This window comes from uncultured Treponema sp. (assembly GCF_946187725.1).
Classification (GTDB): Bacteria; Spirochaetota; Spirochaetia; order Treponematales; family Treponemataceae; genus Treponema_D.
This window is the reverse complement of sequence record NZ_CAMHSK010000021.1, coordinates 15,314-37,948: the sequence shown is the minus strand read 5'-3', so window position 1 is coordinate 37,948 and position 22,635 is coordinate 15,314. Positions and strand designations below refer to the sequence as shown.

General features: G+C 42.6%; 24 protein-coding genes and 1 tRNA gene. 13 read left to right on the top strand and 12 right to left on the bottom strand.

Going from position 1 to position 22,635, the window contains the following annotated elements:
• The first annotated feature begins 105 nt into the window (after positions 1 to 105).
• From rpsP to Q0Q74_RS09005, 11 genes are all read left to right on the top strand, one after another.
• Positions 106 to 354 (top strand): 30S ribosomal protein S16, encoded by a 249-nt coding sequence (rpsP, locus tag Q0Q74_RS09055; RefSeq protein WP_294430127.1) that lies wholly within the window; start codon positions 106 to 108, stop codon positions 352 to 354.
• A 20-nt stretch (positions 355 to 374) separates the two neighbouring features.
• The gene (locus Q0Q74_RS09050) at positions 375 to 608 is read left to right on the top strand and encodes a KH domain-containing protein (protein ID WP_294430125.1); all 234 of its coding nucleotides are present in this window, start codon (positions 375 to 377) and stop codon (positions 606 to 608) included.
• Between the two features lie 7 nt (positions 609 to 615).
• Positions 616 to 1,218, top strand: coding sequence for a ribosome maturation factor RimM (gene rimM, locus Q0Q74_RS09045; protein ID WP_294430124.1), 603 nt, complete (start codon positions 616 to 618; stop codon positions 1,216 to 1,218).
• Between the two features lie 4 nt (positions 1,219 to 1,222).
• Positions 1,223 to 1,990 (top strand): tRNA (guanosine(37)-N1)-methyltransferase TrmD, encoded by a 768-nt coding sequence (gene trmD, locus Q0Q74_RS09040; protein ID WP_294430122.1) that lies wholly within the window; start codon positions 1,223 to 1,225, stop codon positions 1,988 to 1,990.
• A 2-nt stretch (positions 1,991 to 1,992) separates the two neighbouring features.
• Positions 1,993 to 2,460: a 50S ribosomal protein L19 gene (gene rplS / locus Q0Q74_RS09035; RefSeq protein ID WP_294430121.1), complete on the top strand. Its 468-nt coding sequence runs from the start codon at positions 1,993 to 1,995 to the stop codon at positions 2,458 to 2,460.
• A 99-nt stretch (positions 2,461 to 2,559) separates the two neighbouring features.
• Complete coding sequence (locus Q0Q74_RS09030; protein WP_294430119.1) at positions 2,560 to 3,681, top strand: hypothetical protein; 1,122 nt, start codon at positions 2,560 to 2,562, stop codon at positions 3,679 to 3,681.
• On the top strand, positions 3,681 to 3,971 hold the full coding sequence (locus Q0Q74_RS09025) for an EscU/YscU/HrcU family type III secretion system export apparatus switch protein (RefSeq protein ID WP_294430118.1): 291 nt from the start codon (positions 3,681 to 3,683) through the stop codon (positions 3,969 to 3,971). The genes Q0Q74_RS09030 and Q0Q74_RS09025 overlap by 1 nt, the downstream gene beginning before the upstream one ends.
• Positions 3,964 to 4,230, top strand: coding sequence for a phosphohydrolase (locus Q0Q74_RS09020; RefSeq protein WP_294430117.1), 267 nt, complete (start codon positions 3,964 to 3,966; stop codon positions 4,228 to 4,230). Before Q0Q74_RS09025 ends, Q0Q74_RS09020 begins: the two co-directional genes overlap by 8 nt.
• Positions 4,214 to 4,594 carry a YraN family protein gene (locus tag Q0Q74_RS09015; RefSeq protein WP_294430115.1) on the top strand — a complete coding sequence of 127 codons (381 nt, stop codon included), beginning with the start codon at positions 4,214 to 4,216 and terminating at the stop codon, positions 4,592 to 4,594. Before Q0Q74_RS09020 ends, Q0Q74_RS09015 begins: the two co-directional genes overlap by 17 nt.
• Positions 4,591 to 4,776 (top strand): hypothetical protein, encoded by a 186-nt coding sequence (locus Q0Q74_RS09010; protein ID WP_294430113.1) that lies wholly within the window; start codon positions 4,591 to 4,593, stop codon positions 4,774 to 4,776. Before Q0Q74_RS09015 ends, Q0Q74_RS09010 begins: the two co-directional genes overlap by 4 nt.
• On the top strand, positions 4,763 to 5,305 hold the full coding sequence (locus tag Q0Q74_RS09005) for a hypothetical protein (RefSeq protein ID WP_294430112.1): 543 nt from the start codon (positions 4,763 to 4,765) through the stop codon (positions 5,303 to 5,305). The genes Q0Q74_RS09010 and Q0Q74_RS09005 overlap by 14 nt, the downstream gene beginning before the upstream one ends.
• 57 nt (positions 5,306 to 5,362) lie before the next feature.
• Here Q0Q74_RS09005 and Q0Q74_RS09000 read toward each other — a convergent pair.
• Positions 5,363 to 5,450: transfer RNA gene (locus Q0Q74_RS09000), tRNA-Leu, on the bottom strand.
• 93 nt (positions 5,451 to 5,543) lie between these two features.
• Here Q0Q74_RS09000 and Q0Q74_RS08995 point away from each other — a divergent pair.
• Entirely contained in the window at positions 5,544 to 6,407 is an 864-nt protein-coding gene (locus tag Q0Q74_RS08995; RefSeq protein ID WP_294430111.1) for a TatD family hydrolase, read from the top strand.
• 98 nt (positions 6,408 to 6,505) lie between these two features.
• On the opposite strand, the gene Q0Q74_RS08990 is transcribed toward Q0Q74_RS08995, so the two are convergent.
• The 8 genes from Q0Q74_RS08990 to Q0Q74_RS08955 all read right to left on the bottom strand — a co-directional run bounded on the left by Q0Q74_RS08990 (position 6,506) and on the right by Q0Q74_RS08955 (position 14,031).
• The gene (locus Q0Q74_RS08990; RefSeq protein WP_294430109.1) at positions 6,506 to 6,658 is read right to left on the bottom strand and encodes a FeoB-associated Cys-rich membrane protein; all 153 of its coding nucleotides are present in this window, start codon (positions 6,656 to 6,658) and stop codon (positions 6,506 to 6,508) included.
• Between the two features lies 1 nt (position 6,659).
• Positions 6,660 to 9,041 carry a ferrous iron transport protein B gene (gene feoB / locus Q0Q74_RS08985; protein ID WP_294430107.1) on the bottom strand — a complete coding sequence of 794 codons (2,382 nt, stop codon included), beginning with the start codon at positions 9,039 to 9,041 and terminating at the stop codon, positions 6,660 to 6,662.
• A gap of 63 nt (positions 9,042 to 9,104) precedes the next feature.
• Complete coding sequence (locus Q0Q74_RS08980; RefSeq protein ID WP_294430105.1) at positions 9,105 to 9,326, bottom strand: FeoA family protein; 222 nt, start codon at positions 9,324 to 9,326, stop codon at positions 9,105 to 9,107.
• A 46-nt stretch (positions 9,327 to 9,372) separates the two neighbouring features.
• On the bottom strand, positions 9,373 to 9,585 hold the full coding sequence (locus Q0Q74_RS08975; RefSeq protein WP_294430104.1) for a FeoA family protein: 213 nt from the start codon (positions 9,583 to 9,585) through the stop codon (positions 9,373 to 9,375).
• A 160-nt stretch (positions 9,586 to 9,745) separates the two neighbouring features.
• Positions 9,746 to 11,332 (bottom strand): glucose-6-phosphate isomerase, encoded by a 1,587-nt coding sequence (locus tag Q0Q74_RS08970; RefSeq protein ID WP_294430103.1) that lies wholly within the window; start codon positions 11,330 to 11,332, stop codon positions 9,746 to 9,748.
• Positions 11,333 to 11,484: 152 nt separating this feature from the next.
• Positions 11,485 to 11,958 carry a Fe-S cluster assembly sulfur transfer protein SufU gene (sufU, locus tag Q0Q74_RS08965; protein WP_294430101.1) on the bottom strand — a complete coding sequence of 158 codons (474 nt, stop codon included), beginning with the start codon at positions 11,956 to 11,958 and terminating at the stop codon, positions 11,485 to 11,487.
• 12 nt (positions 11,959 to 11,970) lie between these two features.
• Entirely contained in the window at positions 11,971 to 13,311 is a 1,341-nt protein-coding gene (locus Q0Q74_RS08960; protein ID WP_294430100.1) for a cell wall metabolism sensor histidine kinase WalK, read from the bottom strand.
• A gap of 39 nt (positions 13,312 to 13,350) precedes the next feature.
• Positions 13,351 to 14,031 (bottom strand): response regulator transcription factor, encoded by a 681-nt coding sequence (locus Q0Q74_RS08955; RefSeq protein WP_294430098.1) that lies wholly within the window; start codon positions 14,029 to 14,031, stop codon positions 13,351 to 13,353.
• Between the two features lie 132 nt (positions 14,032 to 14,163).
• Between Q0Q74_RS08955 and Q0Q74_RS08950 the strand changes: the two genes are divergently transcribed.
• A complete protein-coding gene (locus Q0Q74_RS08950) occupies positions 14,164 to 15,360 on the top strand; it encodes an NADP-dependent isocitrate dehydrogenase (protein WP_294430096.1) in 1,197 nt (398 codons plus the stop codon).
• A gap of 68 nt (positions 15,361 to 15,428) precedes the next feature.
• On the opposite strand, the gene Q0Q74_RS08945 is transcribed toward Q0Q74_RS08950, so the two are convergent.
• From Q0Q74_RS08945 to Q0Q74_RS08935, 3 genes are read right to left on the bottom strand one after another with little or no spacing between them, the layout of a single operon-like run.
• Entirely contained in the window at positions 15,429 to 16,253 is an 825-nt protein-coding gene (locus Q0Q74_RS08945) for a hypothetical protein (protein WP_294430094.1), read from the bottom strand.
• 30 nt (positions 16,254 to 16,283) lie between these two features.
• Positions 16,284 to 18,641: an HD domain-containing phosphohydrolase gene (locus Q0Q74_RS08940; RefSeq protein ID WP_294430091.1), complete on the bottom strand. Its 2,358-nt coding sequence runs from the start codon at positions 18,639 to 18,641 to the stop codon at positions 16,284 to 16,286.
• Entirely contained in the window at positions 18,634 to 22,635 is a 4,002-nt protein-coding gene (locus Q0Q74_RS08935; protein WP_294430089.1) for an ATP-binding protein, read from the bottom strand. The genes Q0Q74_RS08940 and Q0Q74_RS08935 overlap by 8 nt, the downstream gene beginning before the upstream one ends.

Genomic DNA, 22,635 nt, shown 5'->3' with positions numbered 1-22,635 from the left:
TAACTGCTAATTGCTCATTACTAATTGCTAATTTTAAAATGTATTGATTATTCTTTTCAAAAAAGATATATTGTTATTTCACAATTCTATAATTGGAGGAATATTGTGGTCAAAATCAGACTCAAGAGACTCGGTGCAAAAAAACGACCTTGCTACCGAATCGTTGTTCAGGATTCACGCGTACCGCGCGATGGCGTTACCATTGAAGAAATCGGAACTTACCAGCCAGTCACACAGACAGAAGGCAACCAGGTTACCGTAGACATGGAGCGTGCAAAGTATTGGATTGGAGTTGGTGCACAGCCGACAGAAACAGTCAAGAGAATTCTTAGCAAAAACGGCCTTAACAAATAGTTTAACGGGAGTAACGGGGAATGGAAAAAGACCTGATTGAATACATTGCAAAATCATTGGTCGATGATCCCAGTGCAGTCTCGGTAAATGAAACCGAAGGTGAACGCGGTCCGATTCTCGAACTTCGTGTAGCCCAGGGTGACATTGGTAAGGTAATCGGCAAATATGGTCGAATTGCTAAAGCATTGCGCACAGTATTGAGTGCATCAGCCAGTAGAGATGGCAAGCATTACAGCCTGGACATACTGGACTAATTGAACTGTGGAACAATCTAATCAGAACGACAACTTTATTGTTGGTTTTGTCCGGGGTTCGCATGGAATTTCGGGTAAATTTAAAGTAGAAAGCACTTCCGGTGAATATGAGCATTTCGCTCAAATGGAAGAAGTTGCTTTGAGAAACGGCAGGACCGGGGAGCAAAAGTCCTTTTCGGTCGAATACGCGGAAGTCGGCGGTCGTGACTTGTACATGAAACTGGCAGGAATTGATTCCCCTGAAGCCGTACAAAAGTACAACAAATGGGAAATTGTCGTGCCGAGAGACAAAGCTTGTCCTTTGCGTAAGAACGAGTGGTATGTCGAAGACTTAAAAAAATGTGCTCTTGTTTACAAGGGTAAAGACGGATTGGCAGATAATTCTGCACCCATAAAGGTGGGTACAATCACAGACGTAACGGAAGGCGGTTCTGGGAACCTGTTAGAAGTTCTCCTGACCGAGGATTGTGATTGTCTTAGTAACGATGTCAAATTCGATTCAAATGGCAAGATTCGGACGGTCTATGTGCCGCTCAAGGATCAGTTCATTGGAAAGGTTGATGTTAAAAACAAGATGATCCAGTTGATGCACCTCTGGATTCTGGAGTAATTCCATGAAATTTACTGTGCTGACCTTATTTCCTGAGATTCCGCGCGCTTTTTTTGAAGCCTCAATCATGGCGAAAGCGGTTGAAAAGGGAATTATTGCCTACGATTTAGTGAATATCAGGGATTTTGCCTTTGATAAACACAAAACTTGTGATGACAAGCCGTACGGGGGCGGAGCGGGGCAGCTTTTAATGGCGGAACCACTCGGCAGGGCGCTTGACAGCGTAAAGGCCTACAAAAAGCATGTGATTTATGTCACACCTTCAGGAAAGCCATTCACTCAAAAAAAAGCGCTTGAACTTAGTCAGAAAGATGAAATTGTCCTTGTCTGTGGAAGATACGAAGGTATTGACCAGCGGATTATCGACTTGTATGTGGACGACGAAATCTCTATCGGGGATTATGTTATGTCCAGCGGGGAACTTGCCGCAACGGTCATTGTTGATTCAGTGTATCGTCTTGTGGAAAATGTTATTACCCCGGAAAGTTTGGACGAAGAAAGTTATTCTGACGGACTTTTGGAATATCCTCAGTATACGCACCCGGCTGTATACAAGGACTTGGCAGTGCCGGAGGTTCTTACTTCGGGCAACCATGAACTTATTCGGAAGTGGCGGCTGAAAAAGCGGCTCCAAAAAACACTTGCAAACAGGCCGGATTTAATCGCCTCTGCAAGGATTCAGGGCTTGCTCACTACAGAAGCTGAAAAAATGATTGAGGAAATCGCGGAGCAATCTTCATTAAAGAATGTCCGCAGAAAAAGGAGAAAATAACAATGGATCTTATCAGAACTATTGAAGCACAGCAGGAAGACGAAACTTCTCTCAACTTCAGAGTTGGCGACACAGTAAAAGTTCACTTTGAGATTATCGAGGGCAAAACAAAACGAATTCAGATTTTTGAAGGCCTCGTAATTGCAATCAAGAACTCTGGCGTACGCAAAACATTCACTGTCCGCAAGATTTCTTACGGCGTTGGTGTTGAGCGAATCTTCCCGGTTTACAGCCCACGCGTTGTAAATGTAGAAGTTGTTCGCCCAGGTAAAGTTCGCCACTCTAAGCTCTACTATATCCGCGACAAAGTTGGTAAGGCTGCAAAAGTTAAGGAACTCATCGGTCAGCCGGCAGTTGAGTACCTCAAGTGGTCACGCGACCTTTCTAAAGCTGCTGCAGAGAAAGAAGCTGCTCTCAAAGCTGAAGTAAAAGCTGAGGAAGCTGCAGAACACGCAGTAGCAAAAAAATAATTAGTATTTTCTAATGACTAATTAAACCACAGATTATGCAGATGTCACAGATTGAAATAAAAAGTCTGTGTAATCTGTGACATCTGTGGTTATTTTTTTATGTCTATGACAACTGCAATCCGCATTGTACAGGATAATCTTTCTCAAAATCTTCAAAACGCTTCTGTTTTACGGAGCGGAACTACTGTCAAAGGAAGAGTTCTTGCTGCTAATGGAAACGGCTCTTACACGGTCTCCCTTGCTGGAAAAATGATTGAGGTCAAATCTGAGGCAAAACTGACCGTCGGGCAGGTTTTTCAGGCGAAAGTAAAAATAACCGGAAATCAGCTTGCTCTTTCACTTGTACAGGAATCAAAAAATACTGACAAATTGGTTCAGAAACTTACTGCAACCAATCAAAATCTTTCTCCAGAAGTTCAGAATCTTCTTTCTTCGCTTGGATTTGAGCCGAATGCGGAATCTTTTAAAATCCTTCAATTCATGCAGCAAATCGGAATTAAAATTGATGCTGAGGCGGCCAAAAAGGCTTTGACTCAGGCGAAAAAAGACGGTTTTGTAAACGAGGAAGAGGCGCAGGTTTCATTTCTTCTTGATGAAAAGGGGCTGCCTTCTGATGAGGAAAAAGTGAATGCGGTTCTCGGCCGAAATCAGGATAATCAGGGGCAGGAAAAAAGGCGAAAAGGCGGTTCTGGAAGTGCAGCTGCAGAGCGTGAAGATTTTTCTGTTAAGGGCGGGGCAAAAGCTTCTCAAGCTGACCGCGTTTCAAAGGGGCTTGTAAAAGATTATTTTGATTCAGTTGATTTTGCAGCTGAAACGCATGATTCGGGCATTCTTACGGCTTTCAATTCAATTCTTTCTGGCGGCAAAAAAAGTTCTCCGCTTCGGCATTGGCTGTTTCTTCCTTTTGAGTGGGATTTTAAAAATTATTCAGGGAATATCAGGTTCCTTTTCGATTCTGAACTAAAAAATCTTGAAAAAACGATAATTAATTTGAAAAATCGCGAAAAAAGCAATATATTTGTGTTATACTATAAGAACTCAGAAATTGAGAAAGTAAGATTTGCTTCTGATTCGCCTTCTTTTAACGGCAAGCATTCAGTTCTTACAGCTATGCTTTCAAAGAATGCCGGCAAAATTCATGTCGAGCAGTGCGATTTTAACTTGCTTTGCGGCTTTTGCTCAGATGATGAAAGTTTTGCCTGCGTGAGGGGGAGTGCGTGATGGACTGTGACGAAAAGATTTTTTCTGCTGTTGCACTTCGCTACCCGGAGTGGGCCGAAGCTCCTTACATTTCTGCAAAGGCAAAAGGTTCCGTCGCTCAGCGTCTTGTTGAAATTGCCAAGCAGAATGATGTTCCGGTCGTTGAAGATGCTCAGATGGCGAATGTGCTTTCAATTCAAAATGTAGGCTCTTTTATTCCTGAGTCCACATATTCGGCAATTGCTGCCATTTTTGCCTTTGTCGTTAAAATAGAAGAAAACAATAAAGATAGGGGGATTTTAGATGCCTGACAAAAAATTCAATAAAATCGACTGCAAGGAAATTAAGGTTGGAATGCGCTTCTCAGCCCCTGTTTTTTTTGATGATGGAGAAAACATGTTCCTTGGCGAAGAAAAATCTGTCAAAAATTATCATATTGATGCAATTCAGCGCTGGGGCATCAAATATCTTCTTACATACGGGCATCTTGTGAGTGACAGAAATTATCCGAATCCTGAGACAATCTATCTTCTGGAGGATTTGGAAGGAATTGATGATAACGAGGAGTGAAAAATCAACTCGTTCCGTTGGAATCAGTGGCGAAGATAAGGCCTGTTCCTATCTTTTGGAAAATTCTTACCGCATAATTGAACGCAACTGGCGGACAAGGTACGGTGAAATTGATATAATTGCAGAAAAAGACGATGTTCTGATTTTTGTGGAAGTTAAGACTTTGCCGAGTGGAAATGCAGAGACTCTTTCACATGAGCTAGATTTCAGAAAACAGAAGAAAATTGTCAAAACGGCTAATTTTTTTCTGCTAAAACATCGAGAATATAATAACAGCAGAATCAGATTTGATGTTTTAGTAATAGATATGCCGAATCTGCCAAGCGTTTATCATATTCAAGATGCTTTTTCGGAGTTTGTATGACTTCTTCTAAATCAGCGACAATAAACGGAACATTTTCGCCACGCGTAATGGAACTGCGCAAAAAAATTCACGATGCTGAATATGTTGATTTTGCAGTTCAGCGGATTGCTCAGGTATTGAGCCGTAAAATCGTTGAAGACAGCGAGCAACAATTAATGAGGAGAAGGCATGAGCCGAAGTGACAGAAGACGCGGTGGAAGAAACCAAAGCTGGTCAAACCGCGAGAACAACGAGAAGAACAGCAGAAGTGAACCCAAAAAGCAGGAAGTTAAATCCGAGCGAAAGCACGAAAGCCGCGGCAGTGCATCTTATGAACGCAGACAGGAAAGACGAAGATATGCGGCTTCTTCTGTAAATCAAAAAGAAATCGAAGAAAATCAGAATGCAATCCGTGCTTTTAAAGAAAAGGTCATTTCCTGCGAGATTTGTGGCGAGCCAATCAATGATATTGCGAACGCTTTTCCAAATAAAGAGAGCGGAAATCCGGTTCATTTCGACTGTGTTCTTGCAAAAATCACGGAGAGCGAAAAAATTTCTTCAACTGAAAAAATCGCATATATCGGTCAAGGCAAATTCGCCGTTTTATATTTCGCAAATCCGCATGATCAGAAACATTTTTCTATCCGAAGAACAATTGAGTGGGAATCAAGAGAAAACACTCGCGGTGAATGGCGTGATGAAATGGCAGGACTTTACAGCCAGGTTAAATAAGTTTTATTAAGTCAGTTAATGCAAAAAAAAGAGGTTTCAGGCGAAACCTCTTTTTTTTGCCAGGAACCGGAATCGAACCGGCACGACGGTATTAGCTGTCGAGGGATTTTAAGTCCCTTGTGTCTACCTATTCCACCATCCTGGCATCGTTGTAAACAACACAAATATTATATCACAAGAATCTGCATATTTTCAAGGCTGCATTTCAATTTTCTTGTAAATTCGCTAGAATATCCTTATGTTCAGTGATACACATTTTCATTTTCATCATTTAATTGACCGTGGGCTGGACGGCGCGGAGATTCTTTCGCAGCTGGTTGGAAGAAACATGTTTTTCGGTCTTGATATTGGAACCCGTTGTGATGACTTGCTCCGGCGGCATGTGCAGATTCAGGAAACTGTCGCAAAACTGCCCGAAAATGAGCGTCAGGCCGCTGACGAAATGATTTATTATTCTGCTGGAATTTGGCCTGATGTCGATGAAATCAAAAATCGTGAAGAGGCCATGAAAAAGCTCGAAGATACAATCGAAGCTTTTATGGATAAGAGTCATCTTGTTGCAATCGGTGAATGCGGGCTTGACCATCACTGGAACCCAAGCGGCGAAGATGGTCGTGATGAGGCGGATTTTGACAGGGGCGTGTATGAAGGTGAACGGGAACTTTTCCAGATGCAGATTGATTTGGCACGAAAGATGAATCTTCCGGTAATCGTTCACAGCAGAGATGCTTTTGAGGATACGCTTGACTGCATTAAGAACATGGGCTATCACAACGGAATCATACACTGTTATTCTTACGGAAAAGCTGAAGCGAAAGCCTTCCTTGATTTGGGCTGGCATATTGCCTTTGGCGGGGCTGTGACTTATACAAAAAAAGCAGGTCTTGAAGAAATGAATGAGCTTCTTCGTTATGTTCCTGATGACCGTCTCCTTATGGAAACAGACGCGCCGTATCTTGCACCAGTTCCGCTTCGCGGGCAGACAAATACGCCTGTTTTTATCGAGCATTCGTACAATTATGTTGCCCATGCGCGGGGAATGCTTGCAAGCCAGTTGAGCGTGCTTGTTGACAGGAATATAAGGACTCTGTTCGGGCTTTAAGAAAGTGGGGATTTTAAGGGGTAGGGAGCTACCCCTTAGGCGAAGGGGGTGGGGCACAACGCCGTGTGCCCCAGGGGGAAGACTTTCCCCCTTATTGCTTATTTTTCGTTACAGTGGCAAGAAGAGTCCATTGCGCAGCTTGAACAGCCGCATCCGCATGACGATTTGCCTTTCTTTTTGTTTCTTACCATGTTTACGATGATGACGGCAACGATTGCTGTCAGAATAAGTGCAACTATTATGTTTCCCATCTTATTTTCCTACTGATACCGTGAGCTTATCTGCTTCAGTATACTTTTTAATGAAGAGCATGTAAATGATTCCGAGAAGTGCAATGACTGCGAATGCAAAACCGACAATATTTACATTTCCGGCGAATAGATTTCCAAACTGATTAATCATGAATGAAATGATGTATGCGAAAGCGCACTGATAACCGATTGCAAACCAGAACCACTTTGTATTGTTCATTTCGCGTTTGATTGCACCGATTGCCGCAAAACATGGCGCACAGAGCAGGTTGAACACGAGGAATGAGAAGCCTGCGACGCTTGTGAAAGCCTGTGAAAGTGCCTGATATGCCGTGACATCTCCGCTTCCGTAGAGGATTCCCATTGTGCCAACGATATTTTCTTTTGCGACAAGACCTGTGATTGATGCAACGGCTGCCTGCCAGTTACCCCATCCGAGAGGTGCGAAAATCCATGCAATGAGTGAGCCGAGTCGGGCAAGGATTGATGAATCAAGCTGCTCTTCAGAAAGCATTCCAAAGCCTTCTTCTGTCCAGCCGAAGAAACTTGTGAACCAGACGATGATTGTTGAAAGAAGGATGATTGTTCCTGCTTTTTTGATGAATGACCAGCCGCGTTCCCACATTGAGCGCAGTACATTTGTGCAAGTCGGCATGTGGTATGAAGGAAGTTCCATTACGAAAGGCGCCGGATTTCCAGAGAACATCTTTGTCTTTTTAAGCATGATTCCTGAAATGATGATTGCAGCCATTCCGATGAAGTAAGCCGAAGTTGCGACCCATGCAGAGCCACCGAAAATCGCTCCTGCAATCATTGAAATGAACGGAACTTTTGCACCACATGGAATGAAAGTCGTGGTCATGATTGTCATGCGGCGGTCGCGTTCGTTTTCGATTGTGCGGCTTGCCATGATTCCAGGAACGCCACAACCAACTCCGACGAGCATTGGGATGAATGATTTGCCTGAAAGTCCGAATTTGCGGAAAATTCGGTCAAGGACGAAGGCGATTCGTGCCATGTAACCACAGGCTTCAAGGAATGCGAGCATGAGGAAGAGGACGAGCATCTGTGGAACAAAGCCAAGAACTGCACCACAGCCTGCGACAATTCCGTCGAGGATAAGGCCTGAAAGCCATTCTGAAGTTTCGGCTTTTTCAAGCACGCTTCCGATAAGGGCTGGAATGCCAGGAACCCAGATTCCGTAGTCTGCCGGGTCTGGACCTTCTTCACCGTATTTTTCGGCCATTGCCTTTGCTTCTTCTGCAACTTCTTCTGTGATTTCGATTGGTTCTGAAGTTTCAAGTGTTTCATCGTCAACGACTACATAAGTATTTTCGCCGTTTTCAAGGGCTTCAAGAATTGCCGGTGTGTCACCGTATTCTTCTGCTGCTTCTTCGTAAGCGCTAGTTCCGATTCCGAGCAGGTGATAGCCGTCACCAAAAAGACCGTCGTTTGCCCAGTCTGTTGCAGGTGCTCCAACTCCGATCATTGCAATCCAATAGACTGCGAACATAATTACTGCAAAAATCGGCAGACCGAGCCAGCGGTTTGTTACAATCCGGTCGATTTTGTCTGATTGAGAGAGAGCTCCCGCATCCCGCTTCTTGTAGCTTGATTTTAAGATTCCTGCGATATAAATGTATCGCTCGTTCGTGATAATGCTTTCTGCATCATCATCAAGTTCTTTTTCTGCGGCCTTGATGTCGGTTTCGATGTGTTCAAGAGTGTTTTTTTCGATTTTGAGTGATTCAAGCACTTTATCATCGCGTTCAAAAATCTTGATTGCGTACCATCGCTGTTGCTCTTCCGGCAATGCGTGAACAACGGCTTCTTCGATGTGTGCGATTGCATGTTCAACCGGGCCAGAGAATGAGTGCTGAGGAACGGTTTTTGTTTCTGTTGCGGCCTTGATTGCTGCTTCTGCCGCTTCCATTACATTTGTTCCTTTGAGTGCTGAAATTTCAACGATTTGACATCCTAGATGTCGTGAAAGTTCAGGAACATCGATTTTGTCACCGGCTTTTTTTACGAGGTCCATCATGTTGAGTGCCACAACGACAGGAATTCCAAGTTCTACGAGCTGAGTCGTGAGATAAAGATTTCGTTCAAGATTTGTCGCATCAACGATGTTCAAGATTACATCAGGTCGCTCGCCGACGAGATAATTTCTGGCAACGACTTCCTCAAGCGTGTACGGTGAAAGTGAGTAAATACCAGGCAAATCCGTTACGATTACGCCTTCATGCTTCTTGAGTTTTCCTTCTTTTTTTTCGACAGTGACTCCAGGCCAGTTTCCTACGAATTGATTTGAGCCTGTGAGGGCATTGAAAAGAGTGGTTTTTCCGGCATTCGGATTACCTGCAAGTGCTATTCTTAAATCCATTTTTTAACTCCTAATATGTTGGCTGTAATGTAGCAGCGAAGATTCAAACTGCTTTCGCGGCCATTATTCAATTTCAATCATTTCTGCATCTGCTTTGCGGAGAGAAAGTTCATAGTTTCGCACTGTAACTTCAATCGGGTCTCCGAGAGGAGCAACTTTACGCACATAAACTTCAACGCCTTTTGTTACTCCCATGTCCATAATACGACGCTTGACCGCACCTTCTCCATGGAGGCGGACAACTTTGACAGTCTGACCAACCTTTGCTTCACGCATTGTTTTCATATTTTCCTCCTACGCTGCATGTTTGCCGCGTATTTCTTTTATTTGACTAAATCATGATTTTTCGTGCCATGTCTTCGTTGATGGCAATGCGGGATTCTTTGACTTTTACGATGACATTTCCGCCGAGTGAATTGATGATTGTGACGGTTCCGCCGACATTGAAGCCGAGGTTTTCAAGATGCCGCTTGACTTCTTCGCTTCCGCCTATCTTTTTAATAATCTGTTCTTCACCTTTATTTGCAAATATTAGTGGAATCATAAGCTATCACTTGTTACCGTTTGGTAATTATTTTAGATTAATATAAGTTATTTAACAGTAACAGTCAATAGATTGGAGTAAAAAAAATCACCTCAATCAAACATGTTGACTGAGGTGAATCTCTTCACAAAATTTAGTATGTGTAATCGGAAGTTAGATCCTACAAATCAAGCAATTCTGTATATGCCTTGAGAGCGCCGTCTGCGTTTCCTGAAAGAACTGTCTTGGCAAGCTTTTTGCCGAGCTGTACGCCTTCCTGATCGAAGCTGTTGATGTTCCATACGAATCCCTGGAACATAACTTTGTTCTCGTAGTGAGCGAGAAGTGCGCCCAATGTCGAAGGTGTGAGCTGTTTTCCGTAGATGAGGCTTGACGGGCGCTCGCCTGCGAATGATTTGTTTGGATCTGCATCTGCTTTACCGCAAGCGAAAGCCATAATCTGTGCAGTGACATTTGCGCCGAGCTTTTTCTGGCTTGTTGAATCTTCGATTACAACATCATTTCCTGCCTGATTCTCTTTGAATGCGATGAACTGAAGCGGAATGATGTCTGTTCCCTGGTGAAGGAGCTGATAGAATGAGTGCTGGCCGTTTGTGCCTGGCTCACCGAAGATTACCGGACCTGTAACATAGTCGATTGCATCTCCGAAGCGGTTTACGCTCTTACCGTTTGATTCCATGTCGAGCTGCTGCAAGTGTGCAGGGAAGCGGCTCAAGCCCTGTGAATATGGAAGAACTGCTGTTGCAGGATATTCCTGAACATTGCGCTCGTAGATTCCGATGAGTGCGTCCAAAAGTGCAGGATTTTTGAGAATATCTTCGTTTGTAGCGAGTTTGTCTTCTTCGGCAGCACCTTTAAGGAAGTCATCGAATACTTTTGCACCGAATGCAAGTGAAAGAACTGCTCCACCGACTCCAGAAGTTGAAGAGTAGCGGCCGCCGATGTAGTCATCCATGTAGAATGCTTCGAGATAGTCCGGGTTGTGTGCCAATGGAGATGTCTCTGAAGTGACGGCAATCATGTGTTTAGAAGGTTCAAGACCTGCTTTTTTGAGAGCGTCTTTTACGAATGATTCGTTTGTGAGAGTCTCAAGGGTTGTTCCTGATTTTGAAACAAGAATGAAGATTGAGTGTGCAAGGTCTGTTGATTTAAGAACAGCTGTTGCATCGTCCGGGTCAACATTCGAGATGAATTTTGCTTCCATTTTGAATGTGCCTGCTGCTTTTGCCCAGTTTTCGAGAGCGAGGTACATAGCGCGTGGACCCAAGTCAGAGCCACCGATACCAATCTGAACGACAGTAGTGAATTTTTCGCCCTTTGCGTTTACGATTGCACCTGAATGAACTTTTTCTGCAAAGTCAGCGATTCGCTTCTGCTCATTGATGTAGAAGTCGCGCTTGTTAGCACCGTCAGCCATAACATTGTTTCCGAGCTGACCACGGCAGAGATGGTGCAAAACCATGCGTTTCTCACCAGTGTTGATTACTTCGCCGTTGTATGTAGCAGCGAATTTCTCTGTAAGCTGAGCCTCTTTTGCGAGTTCAGCGAGAACTGAAAGGATTTTTTCATCGACCTGTTTTGCAGCGTAGTTGTAAGTAAGACCTGCTCCCATCGGAACAGAATATTTTTTTACCCGTTCTGCAGCATTTGCAGAAGAAAGTTCGCTTTTAATGCTAACGGCACCTTTGAGCGACTGAAGTTTTTTGTAAGAAGAAAGTTTGTCAAGATTTTCCCATGTGATAGACATAACTATTTCACCTCATTAAAAATAAGATTCCATATTCTATCACAAACATGAATTTAAATGGAAGTGAAAAGAGAAAATTAGACAAAGATGAACGCGGATTTAACAATATCTATTATATGTGTGATTTTGCGTGTATCCGCGTCGAGTGAGCCTTAATTTACAGGGCAATCCGGGTGCGATGCTGTTGCACTTGCCGTATCTTTTTTGAGACCGAGCATTTCACGCATTGTTCGCCAGCCAAGCTCTGCACATTTTACGCGGGCCGGCATGTGCTGGATTTCGCGGAGTGCGCTTGCTTCGTCAAGTTCTTCAATCTGCTCTTCGCTGACGGTTCCCTGAATCATGCCCATGAAGATTTCACAGAGGCGGAGTGCTTCTTCAGCAGTTTTTCCGATGATTAAATCGAGCATCATGTCGCAGCTTGCCTGACTGATTGCACAGCCTGAGCCATCAAATGCACCGTCCGTGATTGTTCCGCTTTCAGTTTTGAGCCTTAAAGTGATGTTGTCGCCGCAGCTTGGGTTAACGCCCTGCAAAGTGAGGTCTGCACCATCAAGAGAAGATTTGTGAGCGGGATTTATATTGTGTTCGTTTAAAATTTCGCGGTAGAGTTCTTTTAGTTCCATAAAAATTCCTTGTTATCTCTTTTTGGGGATTGCCAGCGTGAATTCAGCCCATTCACCGACTTCACTTTCTGCAGTGAGCGTTCCGTTGTGATCTTCAGCGATTGCCCTTGCTATTGCAAGTCCAAGACCGTATCCGCCTGTTGCTCGCGCCCTTGATGAATCTGAGCGGTAGAATCGCAGGAAGATTTTTTCGAGCTCATCTTTTGGAATGCCCTGACCAGTATTGCGTACTTTATAGAAGATTTTCTGGCCGTCAGTAAAGGCTTTTACCGTAATTTTTGCCCCATCTTCTGAGTTTTTGAGTGCGTTATCAACAAGAATGATGAAGACCTGTTTGAGCGATTTTTCATCGCCGTTGCAGATGATTTCTTTCTGAATGTCGAATTCAAGTGTCTTTCCGGCTTCGAAAGCAACAACTTCAAACGGAAGCACAGAATTTTCGATTGCGTTAGAAAAATCAAAATCATTGAAGGTCATTTCGTTGCGGCCTGCATCATTTTTAGCGAGATAAAGCAGGTCTTTGACCAAATCGCCCATTCTCTGATTTTCAGTTTTGATATATTCGAGCCATTTGTTGCCTTTGATTTCATTTTCAAGAACATCAATGTTTGCGCTGATTACGGCTATTGGTGTCTTTAATTCATGACCTGCATCTGCGATGAACTGTTTTTGTTTTACTAGTGCTTCGCGGGCAGGTTCGACCATGAATTTTGCAATTGGAATAGAAATGAGGATTGAAATGATTATGCTGAATATATAGAGCATTGCGGTATAAATGTAAAGTTTACCGAGAGTCTTTAGCTCGGAATTGCGGTTCAGCATACAGATTAAACGGTGCGTTCGTCCTAAATCCCTGATGAAATACATGACACCGCCAACGGAATCTGAAATTTTGTTGTTATCGAGGATTTCTTTGACAAGACTTGTGATTTCTTCTTTTGTGTAGTTAAGGGGAAAATCGTTTATGACTTCAACAATTGTGCCGTCTGTAAGGACTTTGACGGAAAAGTAATTTCGCAGATTAGATTCAATAGGGCGTTCAATCCTGAAGAATTTCGTTAAATTTCGAAGAAAATCTTCAGGATGTTCGCGGCTTGCAGAAGATGTCGCATCAATGTCTGCTGCAAGTTCCCGCTTGGCAAGCATTTTGGCCGCAGCCTCTTCTTCGGGGGATTTGGGCCGTGGACGGTGTCCGTTGTTGTTTGCAAGAAAATATAGGAATTCTCTTGCTTCGTTTGATTCTCGTTTTGTAATCGCGAAATTCAATGAAAAAAGAATTAATGCGAAAACAATCATTTCAATAAGAATCATTGAATAAACGAATTTTACCTGCAGCTGTTTTATGACATTCATTTTTTTTGTTCCCGTTTAGGCTTGCCAAGTTTTATGCGCTTATCGCGTTTCATCCTCTAGCGAATAGCCGATTCCTCGTGCAGTGCGGATTCTTATGCCGACTTTGAGGTTTTCTATCTTTTTTCGGATGAAAGAGATATAAACTTCAACATTATTGTATTCGGCATTTGAGTCCCCGCCCCAGATTTTTTCGATTAACTGCTCTTTTGTGATAATCTGGTGTGGATTTTCGAAAAGCAGGTCAAGAATCTGATATTCTTTAAGGGAGAGCTTGATAGCCTCGCCTTTTGCTGACTGAAGTTCGCAGTTCTTTTTGTTGAGGGTGAGGTCGCCAAATGTGACCGCATCTTCTTTGATTTCACCTTTGCGGCGTGAAAGAGCCCTGACTCGTGCAAGAAGCTCATCGCTTGAAAATGGCTTTGTGAGGTAATCATCAGCACCTGCATCAAGACCAGTGATTTTGTCGGAAACATCATCCTTTGCGGTAAGGAAAATTACAGGAACATTATTGTGATTTTCGCGAAGTTTTTTTAGAATTGTGATACCATCGATTCCTGGAAGCATTATGTCGAGAACAAGTACATCGTAGATTCCGTTTTCGGCATATTTTAGGCCTTCTTTTCCGTCCAGAACTGCATCAATGCTGATTCTGTTCTTTTTGAAAATTTCAACCAGAGCCTGTGAGAGACCTTCTTCATCTTCAACCAATAATACGCGCATAGTTTCCTCCTGCCGCTTTTGTGTTATTAAAAGCATAACACGACCTTCCTTAGAAAGTCTTAAAATTTATTGAATTTAAACTGAAATTTTCGTCTTGTAGGAACAGATTTTTTTCTATATACTATCGTTATTATGGCAAAGATTCAGATGAAAAACGCAATCGCCGAACTTGATGGTGATGAAATGACTAGAGTTTTGTGGGCGGTCATCAAGGAAAAGCTTCTTGAACCGTTTGTTGATTTAAAGACCGAATATTATGATTTGGGCTTGAAGCATCGTGACGATACAGATGACAAAGTTACTTATGAAAGTGCTGAAGCCATCAAGCGTCTTGGCGTTGGCGTAAAATGTGCCACAATCACTTCGAACGCTGCCCGTGTAAAAGAATACAATCTTAAACAGCTCACTCCGAGCCCGAACGGAATCATCCGTGGTGAGCTTGACGGTACAGTTTTCCGTGCTCCAATCTTCGTTAAAAATGTAGCTTGCAATGTAACAAGCTGGAAAAAGCCAATCGTTCTCGGACGACACGCTTACGGTGATGTTTACAAAAACTGCGAGATTAAAACTCCTTGCGCAGGTAAGGCAGAACTTGTCTTCACAGGCGAAGACGGCAAAGAAATCCGCAAAACAATCATGGAAATGAAAGGTCCTGGAATCATTCAGGGAATTCACAACCTCGACAAATCAATCGAAAGTTTTGCCCGCTGCTGCTTCACATACGCACTCGACCAGAAAATCAGCGTATGGTTCGGCACAAAAGACACAATTTCTAAGACATACGATGGCAATTTCAAAGAAATCTTCCAGCGCATTTTTGATGCTGAATATAAAGAAAAATTTGAAAAAGCTGGAATCGAATATTTCTACACATTGATTGATGACGCAGTTGCCCGAATCATGAAGAGCGAAGGCGGAATCCTTTGGGCATGCAAGAACTACGACGGCGATGTTATGAGCGACATGATTGCCTCTGCTTGCGGTTCTCTTGCAATGATGACAAGCGTTCTCGTAAGTCCTGATGGAAAATACGAATACGAAGCAAGCCACGGCACAGTTCAGAAGCACTACTATCGCTACCAGAAGGGCGAAAAGACTTCAACAAACCCGGTCGCATTGATTTTTGCATGGACTGGTGCACTTTCAAAGCGCGCAGAACTTGACGGCACACCGGAACTTGCTGATTTCGCTAAAAAGCTCGAAAAAGCCACTCTTGATACAATCGAAGAGGGCACAATGACTGGTGATTTGGCACGGCTTGCAAACCCGCCTGCTAAAGAAGTTGTTGACAGCTGGCAATTTATTGATGCAATCGCTGCAAAACTGTAGTTAATTAGCAATGTGTAATTAGCAATGAGAAATTATTTCTGGACATCGCTTTGCTCGTCCTTAATTTCTCATTGCACATTTCTAATTACTAATTGTTTTTGTTTTATTTTTCCTGTTAGCGTGAAAATTCCTTCCGGGCTCAGATTTGCCTTTAATTTTCCTTCATAAATTGCTGCAATTGAAGATGGCGGAATGTCTTTCTGAAATCCGTCGCTTGGTTCTGGTTCAGTTTTTTCTGTTATTTCTGTGTTTTCTGCTTTTTCAGTATCTTTATTTATGTCTTCGCTCTTTTTTTCACTTTCTGGCATTGCGGCAGTTTTTTCTTCTGTTTTGGGCTTTTCTTCAGATTTTTCGGCCTTTGCATTTTCTTCTGCTTTTGGAGGCAGCTTTATGAAAAATCCGTCCGGAACATTGAGGAATCCTTCTTCATCGCTTTCGATTTTGTAATCAATCTGGCGGTGAGAAAATGTAATCGTGAGCTTTTTGCCCTGCTGTGTTATGAGAAAATTGTCATTTTTGAGCGATTCTGGATTTGCAACGGAAAACAGGCATAGCGAGCGGAGACCTTTTGGGATTTTTAGTGATTTTGTACTTGAATCAAGCGTTACTTCCCTAAGATATTTAGTGCTGTGGACTTTTGATGCCCCCGAAATCGTATCAAAATAATCGTCGTATGAGGCAGAACTGTTTTTCCATTTTAAGTAATTTTTTGGATTCGGCGATTTGCTGTCGAGAAGCATGTCAATTTTGATAAAATCATTTTGAACTTCAGTTTTTTCTTGTTTTGAACTTTGCTCAGATTCGTTTTCTTTGTCTTTTTTGCCGAGAGAATATGAAAAACTCGCAGCAAAAAAGAAAAGCGTGAAAATTGAAAAAAATCTCGGAAATTTCATGAAATCATATTAGCACAGACCGCCCTTTTATTAAAGAATGCGGATGTCTGTAATCGCACATTGATCGCCAGTCAGTGCGGCGTAAATATCTTCTTTATTTTCAAAGATTTTACAGGTATTTTTGATTGAAATTCCAAGGTTTTCGGTGCTTAGGGTGATTGTATTGCCTTTTTTGGAGAAATCAATCCTGCACTCCAGACCTTTTTTGTTTTCTTCTTTCCACTTGTTCCAGCTTACAAAAGATTCATTTCGCTTCATCTGGAAAGTGTTGACCGCAAATTCATTTGAGCCGTTATCTTCACCGTTCAGCTTGATGAAAGCATATTCACGGTAATCTTCGCCATCGATTTTGCCGTCCTTAGAATGGTAAATTACGATGTATGGGCAGTGCCAGACAAGATTTGCTTCTGGAAGACTCATCGTATGGAAACTGAGCTTCATTCGGTCTTCGATTTTGACACCTTCCGTGTATGATGAACGCGGGCCGTTTATCTGCAAATTCGGAAGATCGGATTCAATGTGATTTATGTAAGAAATTTGCTCTGCAATCCGTGGAATTGATTCTTCATTCAGCTTTTCGTCTTTGTGAGTGATTTTTATATCGCTGAGCTGGCCGTTTTCTGCGCTCAAGGCGATGTATGCTGATTTTGAGACATCCGGGAGTGCGACAATCACTTGTGCTTTTTTGGTCGGACTTTCGGTTTTAAGCAAAAGGTGGTCTCCATAGCGTGCAACACTTAAAGTGTAGGCAGAGTCTTCGCTGTCTGGAGTTTCTTTTTCTGAAACCTTGGATTCAATATTCCGTGCGCTCGTGGAAATTGTATGGCCGTCAAACCAGACTTCTCCATATTCAAGGTAATGATATGTATCAATCGATTTTTGGGTTTTGTGCACTTTTCGGTCAAATGAATCATAAATGATGATTGACGGAGCGGAAAATTCATTTTCTTGTGCGGTCGAAGCAAAATTGAAGCTGACTTCCGTGAAATTCTTTAAGACTTCGAAACCTGACGAAACATGCTCACGGTACTCTCTACATGAAAGCTCAGATTCAAGAAATTCTGTGTAATTATCAGTCTGTTCGTTGCTTTCGATATCCATCAAATGGACCATTGCCATTGAAAAATTGGGGTCAAAGCGTAATCCTGCTTCCTTAACGAATTCTTCGCGGACAAGTGCTTTTGGAACCGGATTTCGTGATTTATTTCTGCTTGTAACGGCAACATATTCTTCTGCAACAGCAACGATTCTTGCGGCTTCGGGGATTTCTTCACCTTTAAGCCTTTCTGGCAGGCCTTTTCCGTCATATCGTTCATGAAGATGACGCAAATTCTGGCTCAAATACGGAACGGCCTCTATGTTTGAAAGAATTTCGGCTCCTTCCTGCGGGAGATTTTTAATCAGCTTTTCTTCGGCTTCGGTAAGATTTTCTTCGCGGCAAAGAAGGCTGTCTGGAATGGTACAAATTCCTGCATTGTGAAAAAGTGCCGTGTTGTAGGCTTCGCGGCATATTTCGTCTGATTTTCCGCATTTTTTTGCAATTTTCAATGCAACTTGTGCTGTTCTTTGAGAATTTCCCTTTAGAAGGTCACTGCGTTTTTCAAGGGCTTCAGAAAAAGCAATGGCGGTCTGCGAGAACAGGCTCTTCATGCTCTTTTGCTCTTTTTGAAGGATTTCCATTTCCATGTTATGTGCTTTCTGTACTTCATCATTGATGTCGAGGTAGGTGAAAATGTACAGGGAGACAGAAACTAAAATCATCGCCATGTTTACGATTGAAAGACCGTAGGTGAAAATCTGAATTATGCCAACGATGATTGGAACAAAAATGTAAAGGCAAAGTGCTATGTAAATAAAGTGGCTGAAAAGCTTCTTGTACTTGTGAATTACCGTAAATTGAACAATTGGGCAGATAACCGGGATTATGTAGGCGATTAAAAAGAAACGGCCTCTGTGGTAAACATTTTGCGCATCGAAAGAATAGTAAAGTCCTGTAAAAACAGTGAGAATTGAAAGCAACATTCCAATGGAAGAGGCAATCGTGACAAACCGTAATCGCTTTGAAATCCAGCCTGTCGTGGCCCTTGAACCGATTAAATCAGCAACATACAAATTAAAGCAGAATACGATGCCGGAAGTCATAAAAAAGACAACGAAATTTGAGAGCCTTGTCATTATATAGCCGAACGGAGTCATGTCGCCCGAATAAATGTATGCAAGACGGTCAAAGCCAAGCAAAATGGTAGCAATTACCTCCATGCCGATAAGAATATATTTGCGCTTTTTGGGGAGAAATTGTGTTATGAAAAGCATGAGCGCCATAGTCGTACTTATAGCGCACAGGAAAAGCATCATATTCAACTGGTTATCGTAGATGAAATCATACATTTGCCGTATCTCCTTGAGCTTCACCGAATCTGCTCAGTTTGTCGTTAAAAGCTGTATATTCATGCAAAAGCCTGTCTATGTTTGCGGCTATAAAGATTCTGTCATCTTTTTTGCAGGCTTCTTCAAGCTTGAGGGCAAGCTCATACAAATCTTTAGCTCCGACAAACATCGTGGAATTCTTTAAGATTCTGAGTTTGACCGCCAGAACCTTGAAATTGCCGGTCTGGTACGCATGATTTATGTCTTTTGCGTTGTCGCTGATTGTCTCATAAAACAGCTTTAATGCGAAAATGAGCGAGCCGATACCGCCTGAAGCCTTAACTCCATCTGGGACAGAAATTCCTTCAATTTCTTTTATCCAGAGCATTTCTTCTGGAAATTCAGAAATGACTTCCATTTTATCGTTTTTGGTAGGTCGGTCCATCATTGCTTCCGGAAGTTGGCGCATGATGGTGAGCTCCATTAAGTCGTAGTCAACTGGAATCGGAAGGCATCCGTCAAATCCCTTTGATTTGTAAAAATCTTCTCCAGAAGATGAATTTTCGATAAGGGCGTAGACTGGAAGTTCAGGGGCAATTTCCCGAATCTTTTGAATCGTTTCTTCGCCGTCAATGCCTGAAATATTTTCGTTGATGAATACGATATTAAATGAGTTGTTTCGGATTTTAACGAGACAGTCTTCGCAGCTTGAGGCCGTTGATACAAAGACCTTTGTTGCTTTTAAAAGATTGCTTATGACATGTATATTCATTAAATTGTCATCAACAACGAGAATATCTGCATCCGGTGCGATAAAGTGCGGAATGTACGGTCCTTTTTGAATTGCCTCATCCTGTTCATTAAACTGACCGATTGGGGATGAATCCACGATTTTTTGCTCAAATGCGAAAATGAACTCAGAACCTTCGCCGGGATTGCTTTGGCATACAAGAACTCCGCCCATAAGTTCAGCGAATTTTCTTGAAATGTTCAGCCCCAGTCCTGTCTTCATGTGCTCAGTGTTTTCGGCTTCGACGATGTTTTCATAGGTTGCAAAAATGGCTTCAACTTCTTCTTGTTTGATACCTGAACCCGTATCTTTTACGGAAATGCAAAGTCCGCACACATTGTCAGTTCTGCTTTCCATGGTGAGCTTTAATGTGATTCCGCCTTTTTCGGTGTATTTTACGGCATTTGAAAGAAGATTCAGAACAATCTGCTTGATTTTGCCTAAATCACCGTAAAGCCGCTTTGGAATCATTTCATCGATAACGACATCGAATTTGAGCTCTTTTTCGGTAGTTTTTTCGCGGATGAATGAAACGATGTTTTTCAGCAAAGAACTCATGTCGTATTCCTGCTGCACGAGCTGCAACTTACCTGATTCAATTTTTGTCATTTCGAGCAAGTCATTTACAATCGTAAAGAGAGAATCTGACGAAGTTTTGATATCAAAAGCGTAATTTGCAATCGACATGAAATACGATTTAGGAACGCCCTTTGTTTCTTCGCGCAAAATCATCTCATTCATGCCCATGATTGTATTGATTGGATTTAAGATTTCCTGGGTCATGTTTGAAAGGAATCGAGAGCGTGCCGTATTTGCCCGTTCTGCTTCATCTTTTGTCTTACGGATTACTTCATATTGACGGGTGATGACTGTAGATTTCATTACGCGCCATACGATGAATCCCGCCATAAGAATCAGGAATACAATAAGCGACATACGGAAAATGTAAAGCTCTGAAAGGCGAGGCTTTTTCAAAATCATGTAGGTTTTATCGAGAAGAACGCTTGTCCTGCCGTTGTCCAGAATCTGAATGTGAAGAATGTAGTTTCCGTAAGAAAGTGCCGTGTATTCAAGTGAAGAAAGATTGTTTCGCTGAACGGTAATTCCTGAATCTTTTGAACCTTCAAGATAGATTCTGACCAGCGGATTGGCCATAGAGTAATCCATAACAGAAGGTGTGAGCTTGATTCGGCCTTTGGAAGCCGGAAGAACGAAAATGCCGCTCTGATTCGGGGAAATCTTCTGGTCATCGCAGTAAATTGAATTCAAATCGACCTTGATTTGTGAACCACGGTCAAAATAGTGGTCTATGTTTACTCGGACAACGCCTTCGCGTGCTGAAATATAAAGCGTTCCGTCAGAATTAAGCGCACTGTAAGAATTGCTTGTAATGGAGCAGGGGAGACCGTTCGCAATCGTGTAGATTCGATAGTCTTTTACTGAATCTGAAAGCAAATCTGTTGTTTTTACCCTGAAAACGCCGTATGAAGAGAGAATCCAACATTCATCGTTACTGTTCATGTAAAGGTCATAGTTGTTGTTATATGGAAAAGAAGTTACATTTTTTACAGCTCCATTCTGAATGTACTGGATTGAGTTGGAGGTGACAAGCCAGTAAACGCCATGAACCTTGTCTTTTTTAATCCTCATGACGACATCGCTTGTAAGACCTTCATCGCGCCCGATTCGTTCGATTTTGTTTTCACCGATTATGTAGATTCCGTCACCGTCGCTACCGGCATAAATGTTTCCGTCATCATCTTCTTCAATCGTAAGGAATTCAGCGTTTTTGACACCATTTTCGGTAGTGACTGACCTTATGACTTTTCCGTCTTTTACGACTCCCAGACCGACTGTTGTTCCCGCCAAGATTGCGCCATTTTTTGATTCTTTGAGGCATCGAATCTGATTGCCTGGCATTCCGTCTTTTTTGGTAAAGGAAGTGATTTTTCCTTCTGGGGTGCAGCAGACTAGACCGAGATTGTTTGTGTAAGCCGCAATCCAGAGATTTTTCTGACTGTCTTCGATAATACAGCGAATTCGGCTGGTTCCGATGTATTCAGTCAGTTCATTTTTTATGACTTTATGGTCTTTGGTTATGATTTTAAGTCCGTGGTCTGTACCGATGTAAAGTTTGTCGTCGTGAAAGCAGGTCGCGTTCGTGGTTTCTAATGGGAGCGATGCTTCCTTACTGAGATTTACGAAATTGTTCGTGACGATTTTCATTACGCCCTGTGTCGAAGAAGCCACCCAGATGTTCCCTTGATAGTCGGAAGTCGTCATTTCGATGCCGCTGTCCATCGGGATGTTTTTTAGCTCGTGGAACTGATTTTTTTTGTCGAGATAACCGATTGAGGTCGCCGATGAAATCCAAACCCGGTCACAGTCATAGCTGAGCCAGTGAATGTCTGAAAGCGGAGATACATCGATTTTTTTGAGCTGTGAGCTGTCTCTGCCAAAATCACCGTAATAAATCAGGCTGCCCTGGGTTCCGAAATAAAGTTTGCCCGCATTTGCCGGATCTGACATGATTGTGGTGATTTTTTCCATGCCAAGTTCTTCGCTCGTGTAGACTCTTGTAACTTCACAATCATCGATGACAAAGATTTTGCCGTTTTTGGTATGGCCGTAGACCCTTCCATTGTAATCTGATGAAAGTTTGAGAATTCGCTCTTTGTTTAACCGCGCATCGTTTATAGGATACAGCTTTCCGCTTTTGTCGATGTAGGCAAGCCCGGCCGTAGTTCCAATAAAAATGTTCCCGTTGTTGTCTTCTGAAAAGATTCTTATTGAAGATGAAGGAAGACCGTCTTTGTATGTGTAGTGCCGAGTTTTTTCACCGTCAAGAACGACTACACCGTTATCGTTTGTTGCAACCCAAATTCTTTCTTTTGAGTCTTCAAAAAGTCCGCGTCCGCTTGTAAGTCCGAAGGATGTCGGAAGCCTGTCAAAAATTGAGCCGTTGTATCTGATGATTCCGCTGTAGCCGCCAATCCAGACATATCCGTTTTTTGCACCAAGGACAAAATTTGCATCTGAAGTGGGAAGTCCGCTTGTGGCATCATAAATCTCTGAAGTGTAGCCGACTTTCGCAATTTGACCTGTGGCAGCAAATCCGCCGCCACTGTATTGATTTGCCCGCGAAAAAGCAGCATTTCCTAATAGAAGGAAAACTGCTGAAAAAGAGATTGTTTTTAAGTTAGATGTGAAAAATTTGTTTGGCAC

Bases quoted from the DNA above. Each gene is read 5' to 3' on its own strand.
- Q0Q74_RS09050 (WP_294430125.1), top strand. From the start codon at position 375: ATGGAAAAAGACCTGATTGAATACATTGCAAAATCATTGGTCGATGAT.
- trmD (WP_294430122.1), top strand. From the start codon at position 1,223: ATGAAATTTACTGTGCTGACCTTATTTCCTGAGATTCCGCGCGCTTTT.
- rplS (WP_294430121.1), top strand. From the start codon at position 1,993: ATGGATCTTATCAGAACTATTGAAGCACAGCAGGAAGACGAAACTTCT.
- Q0Q74_RS09030 (WP_294430119.1), top strand. From the start codon at position 2,560: ATGTCTATGACAACTGCAATCCGCATTGTACAGGATAATCTTTCTCAA.
- Q0Q74_RS09025 (WP_294430118.1), top strand. From the start codon at position 3,681: ATGGACTGTGACGAAAAGATTTTTTCTGCTGTTGCACTTCGCTACCCG.
- Q0Q74_RS09020 (WP_294430117.1), top strand. From the start codon at position 3,964: ATGCCTGACAAAAAATTCAATAAAATCGACTGCAAGGAAATTAAGGTT.
- Q0Q74_RS09015 (WP_294430115.1), top strand. From the start codon at position 4,214: ATGATAACGAGGAGTGAAAAATCAACTCGTTCCGTTGGAATCAGTGGC.
- Q0Q74_RS09010 (WP_294430113.1), top strand. From the start codon at position 4,591: ATGACTTCTTCTAAATCAGCGACAATAAACGGAACATTTTCGCCACGC.
- Q0Q74_RS09005 (WP_294430112.1), top strand. From the start codon at position 4,763: ATGAGCCGAAGTGACAGAAGACGCGGTGGAAGAAACCAAAGCTGGTCA.
- Q0Q74_RS08995 (WP_294430111.1), top strand. From the start codon at position 5,544: ATGTTCAGTGATACACATTTTCATTTTCATCATTTAATTGACCGTGGG.
- Q0Q74_RS08990 (WP_294430109.1), bottom strand. From the start codon at position 6,658: ATGGGAAACATAATAGTTGCACTTATTCTGACAGCAATCGTTGCCGTC.
- feoB (WP_294430107.1), bottom strand. From the start codon at position 9,041: ATGGATTTAAGAATAGCACTTGCAGGTAATCCGAATGCCGGAAAAACC.
- Q0Q74_RS08980 (WP_294430105.1), bottom strand. From the start codon at position 9,326: ATGAAAACAATGCGTGAAGCAAAGGTTGGTCAGACTGTCAAAGTTGTC.
- Q0Q74_RS08975 (WP_294430104.1), bottom strand. From the start codon at position 9,585: ATGATTCCACTAATATTTGCAAATAAAGGTGAAGAACAGATTATTAAA.
- Q0Q74_RS08970 (WP_294430103.1), bottom strand. From the start codon at position 11,332: ATGTCTATCACATGGGAAAATCTTGACAAACTTTCTTCTTACAAAAAA.
- sufU (WP_294430101.1), bottom strand. From the start codon at position 11,958: ATGGAACTAAAAGAACTCTACCGCGAAATTTTAAACGAACACAATATA.
- Q0Q74_RS08960 (WP_294430100.1), bottom strand. From the start codon at position 13,311: ATGAATGTCATAAAACAGCTGCAGGTAAAATTCGTTTATTCAATGATT.
- Q0Q74_RS08955 (WP_294430098.1), bottom strand. From the start codon at position 14,031: ATGCGCGTATTATTGGTTGAAGATGAAGAAGGTCTCTCACAGGCTCTG.
- Q0Q74_RS08950 (WP_294430096.1), top strand. From the start codon at position 14,164: ATGGCAAAGATTCAGATGAAAAACGCAATCGCCGAACTTGATGGTGAT.
- Q0Q74_RS08945 (WP_294430094.1), bottom strand. From the start codon at position 16,253: ATGAAATTTCCGAGATTTTTTTCAATTTTCACGCTTTTCTTTTTTGCT.
- Q0Q74_RS08940 (WP_294430091.1), bottom strand. From the start codon at position 18,641: ATGTATGATTTCATCTACGATAACCAGTTGAATATGATGCTTTTCCTG.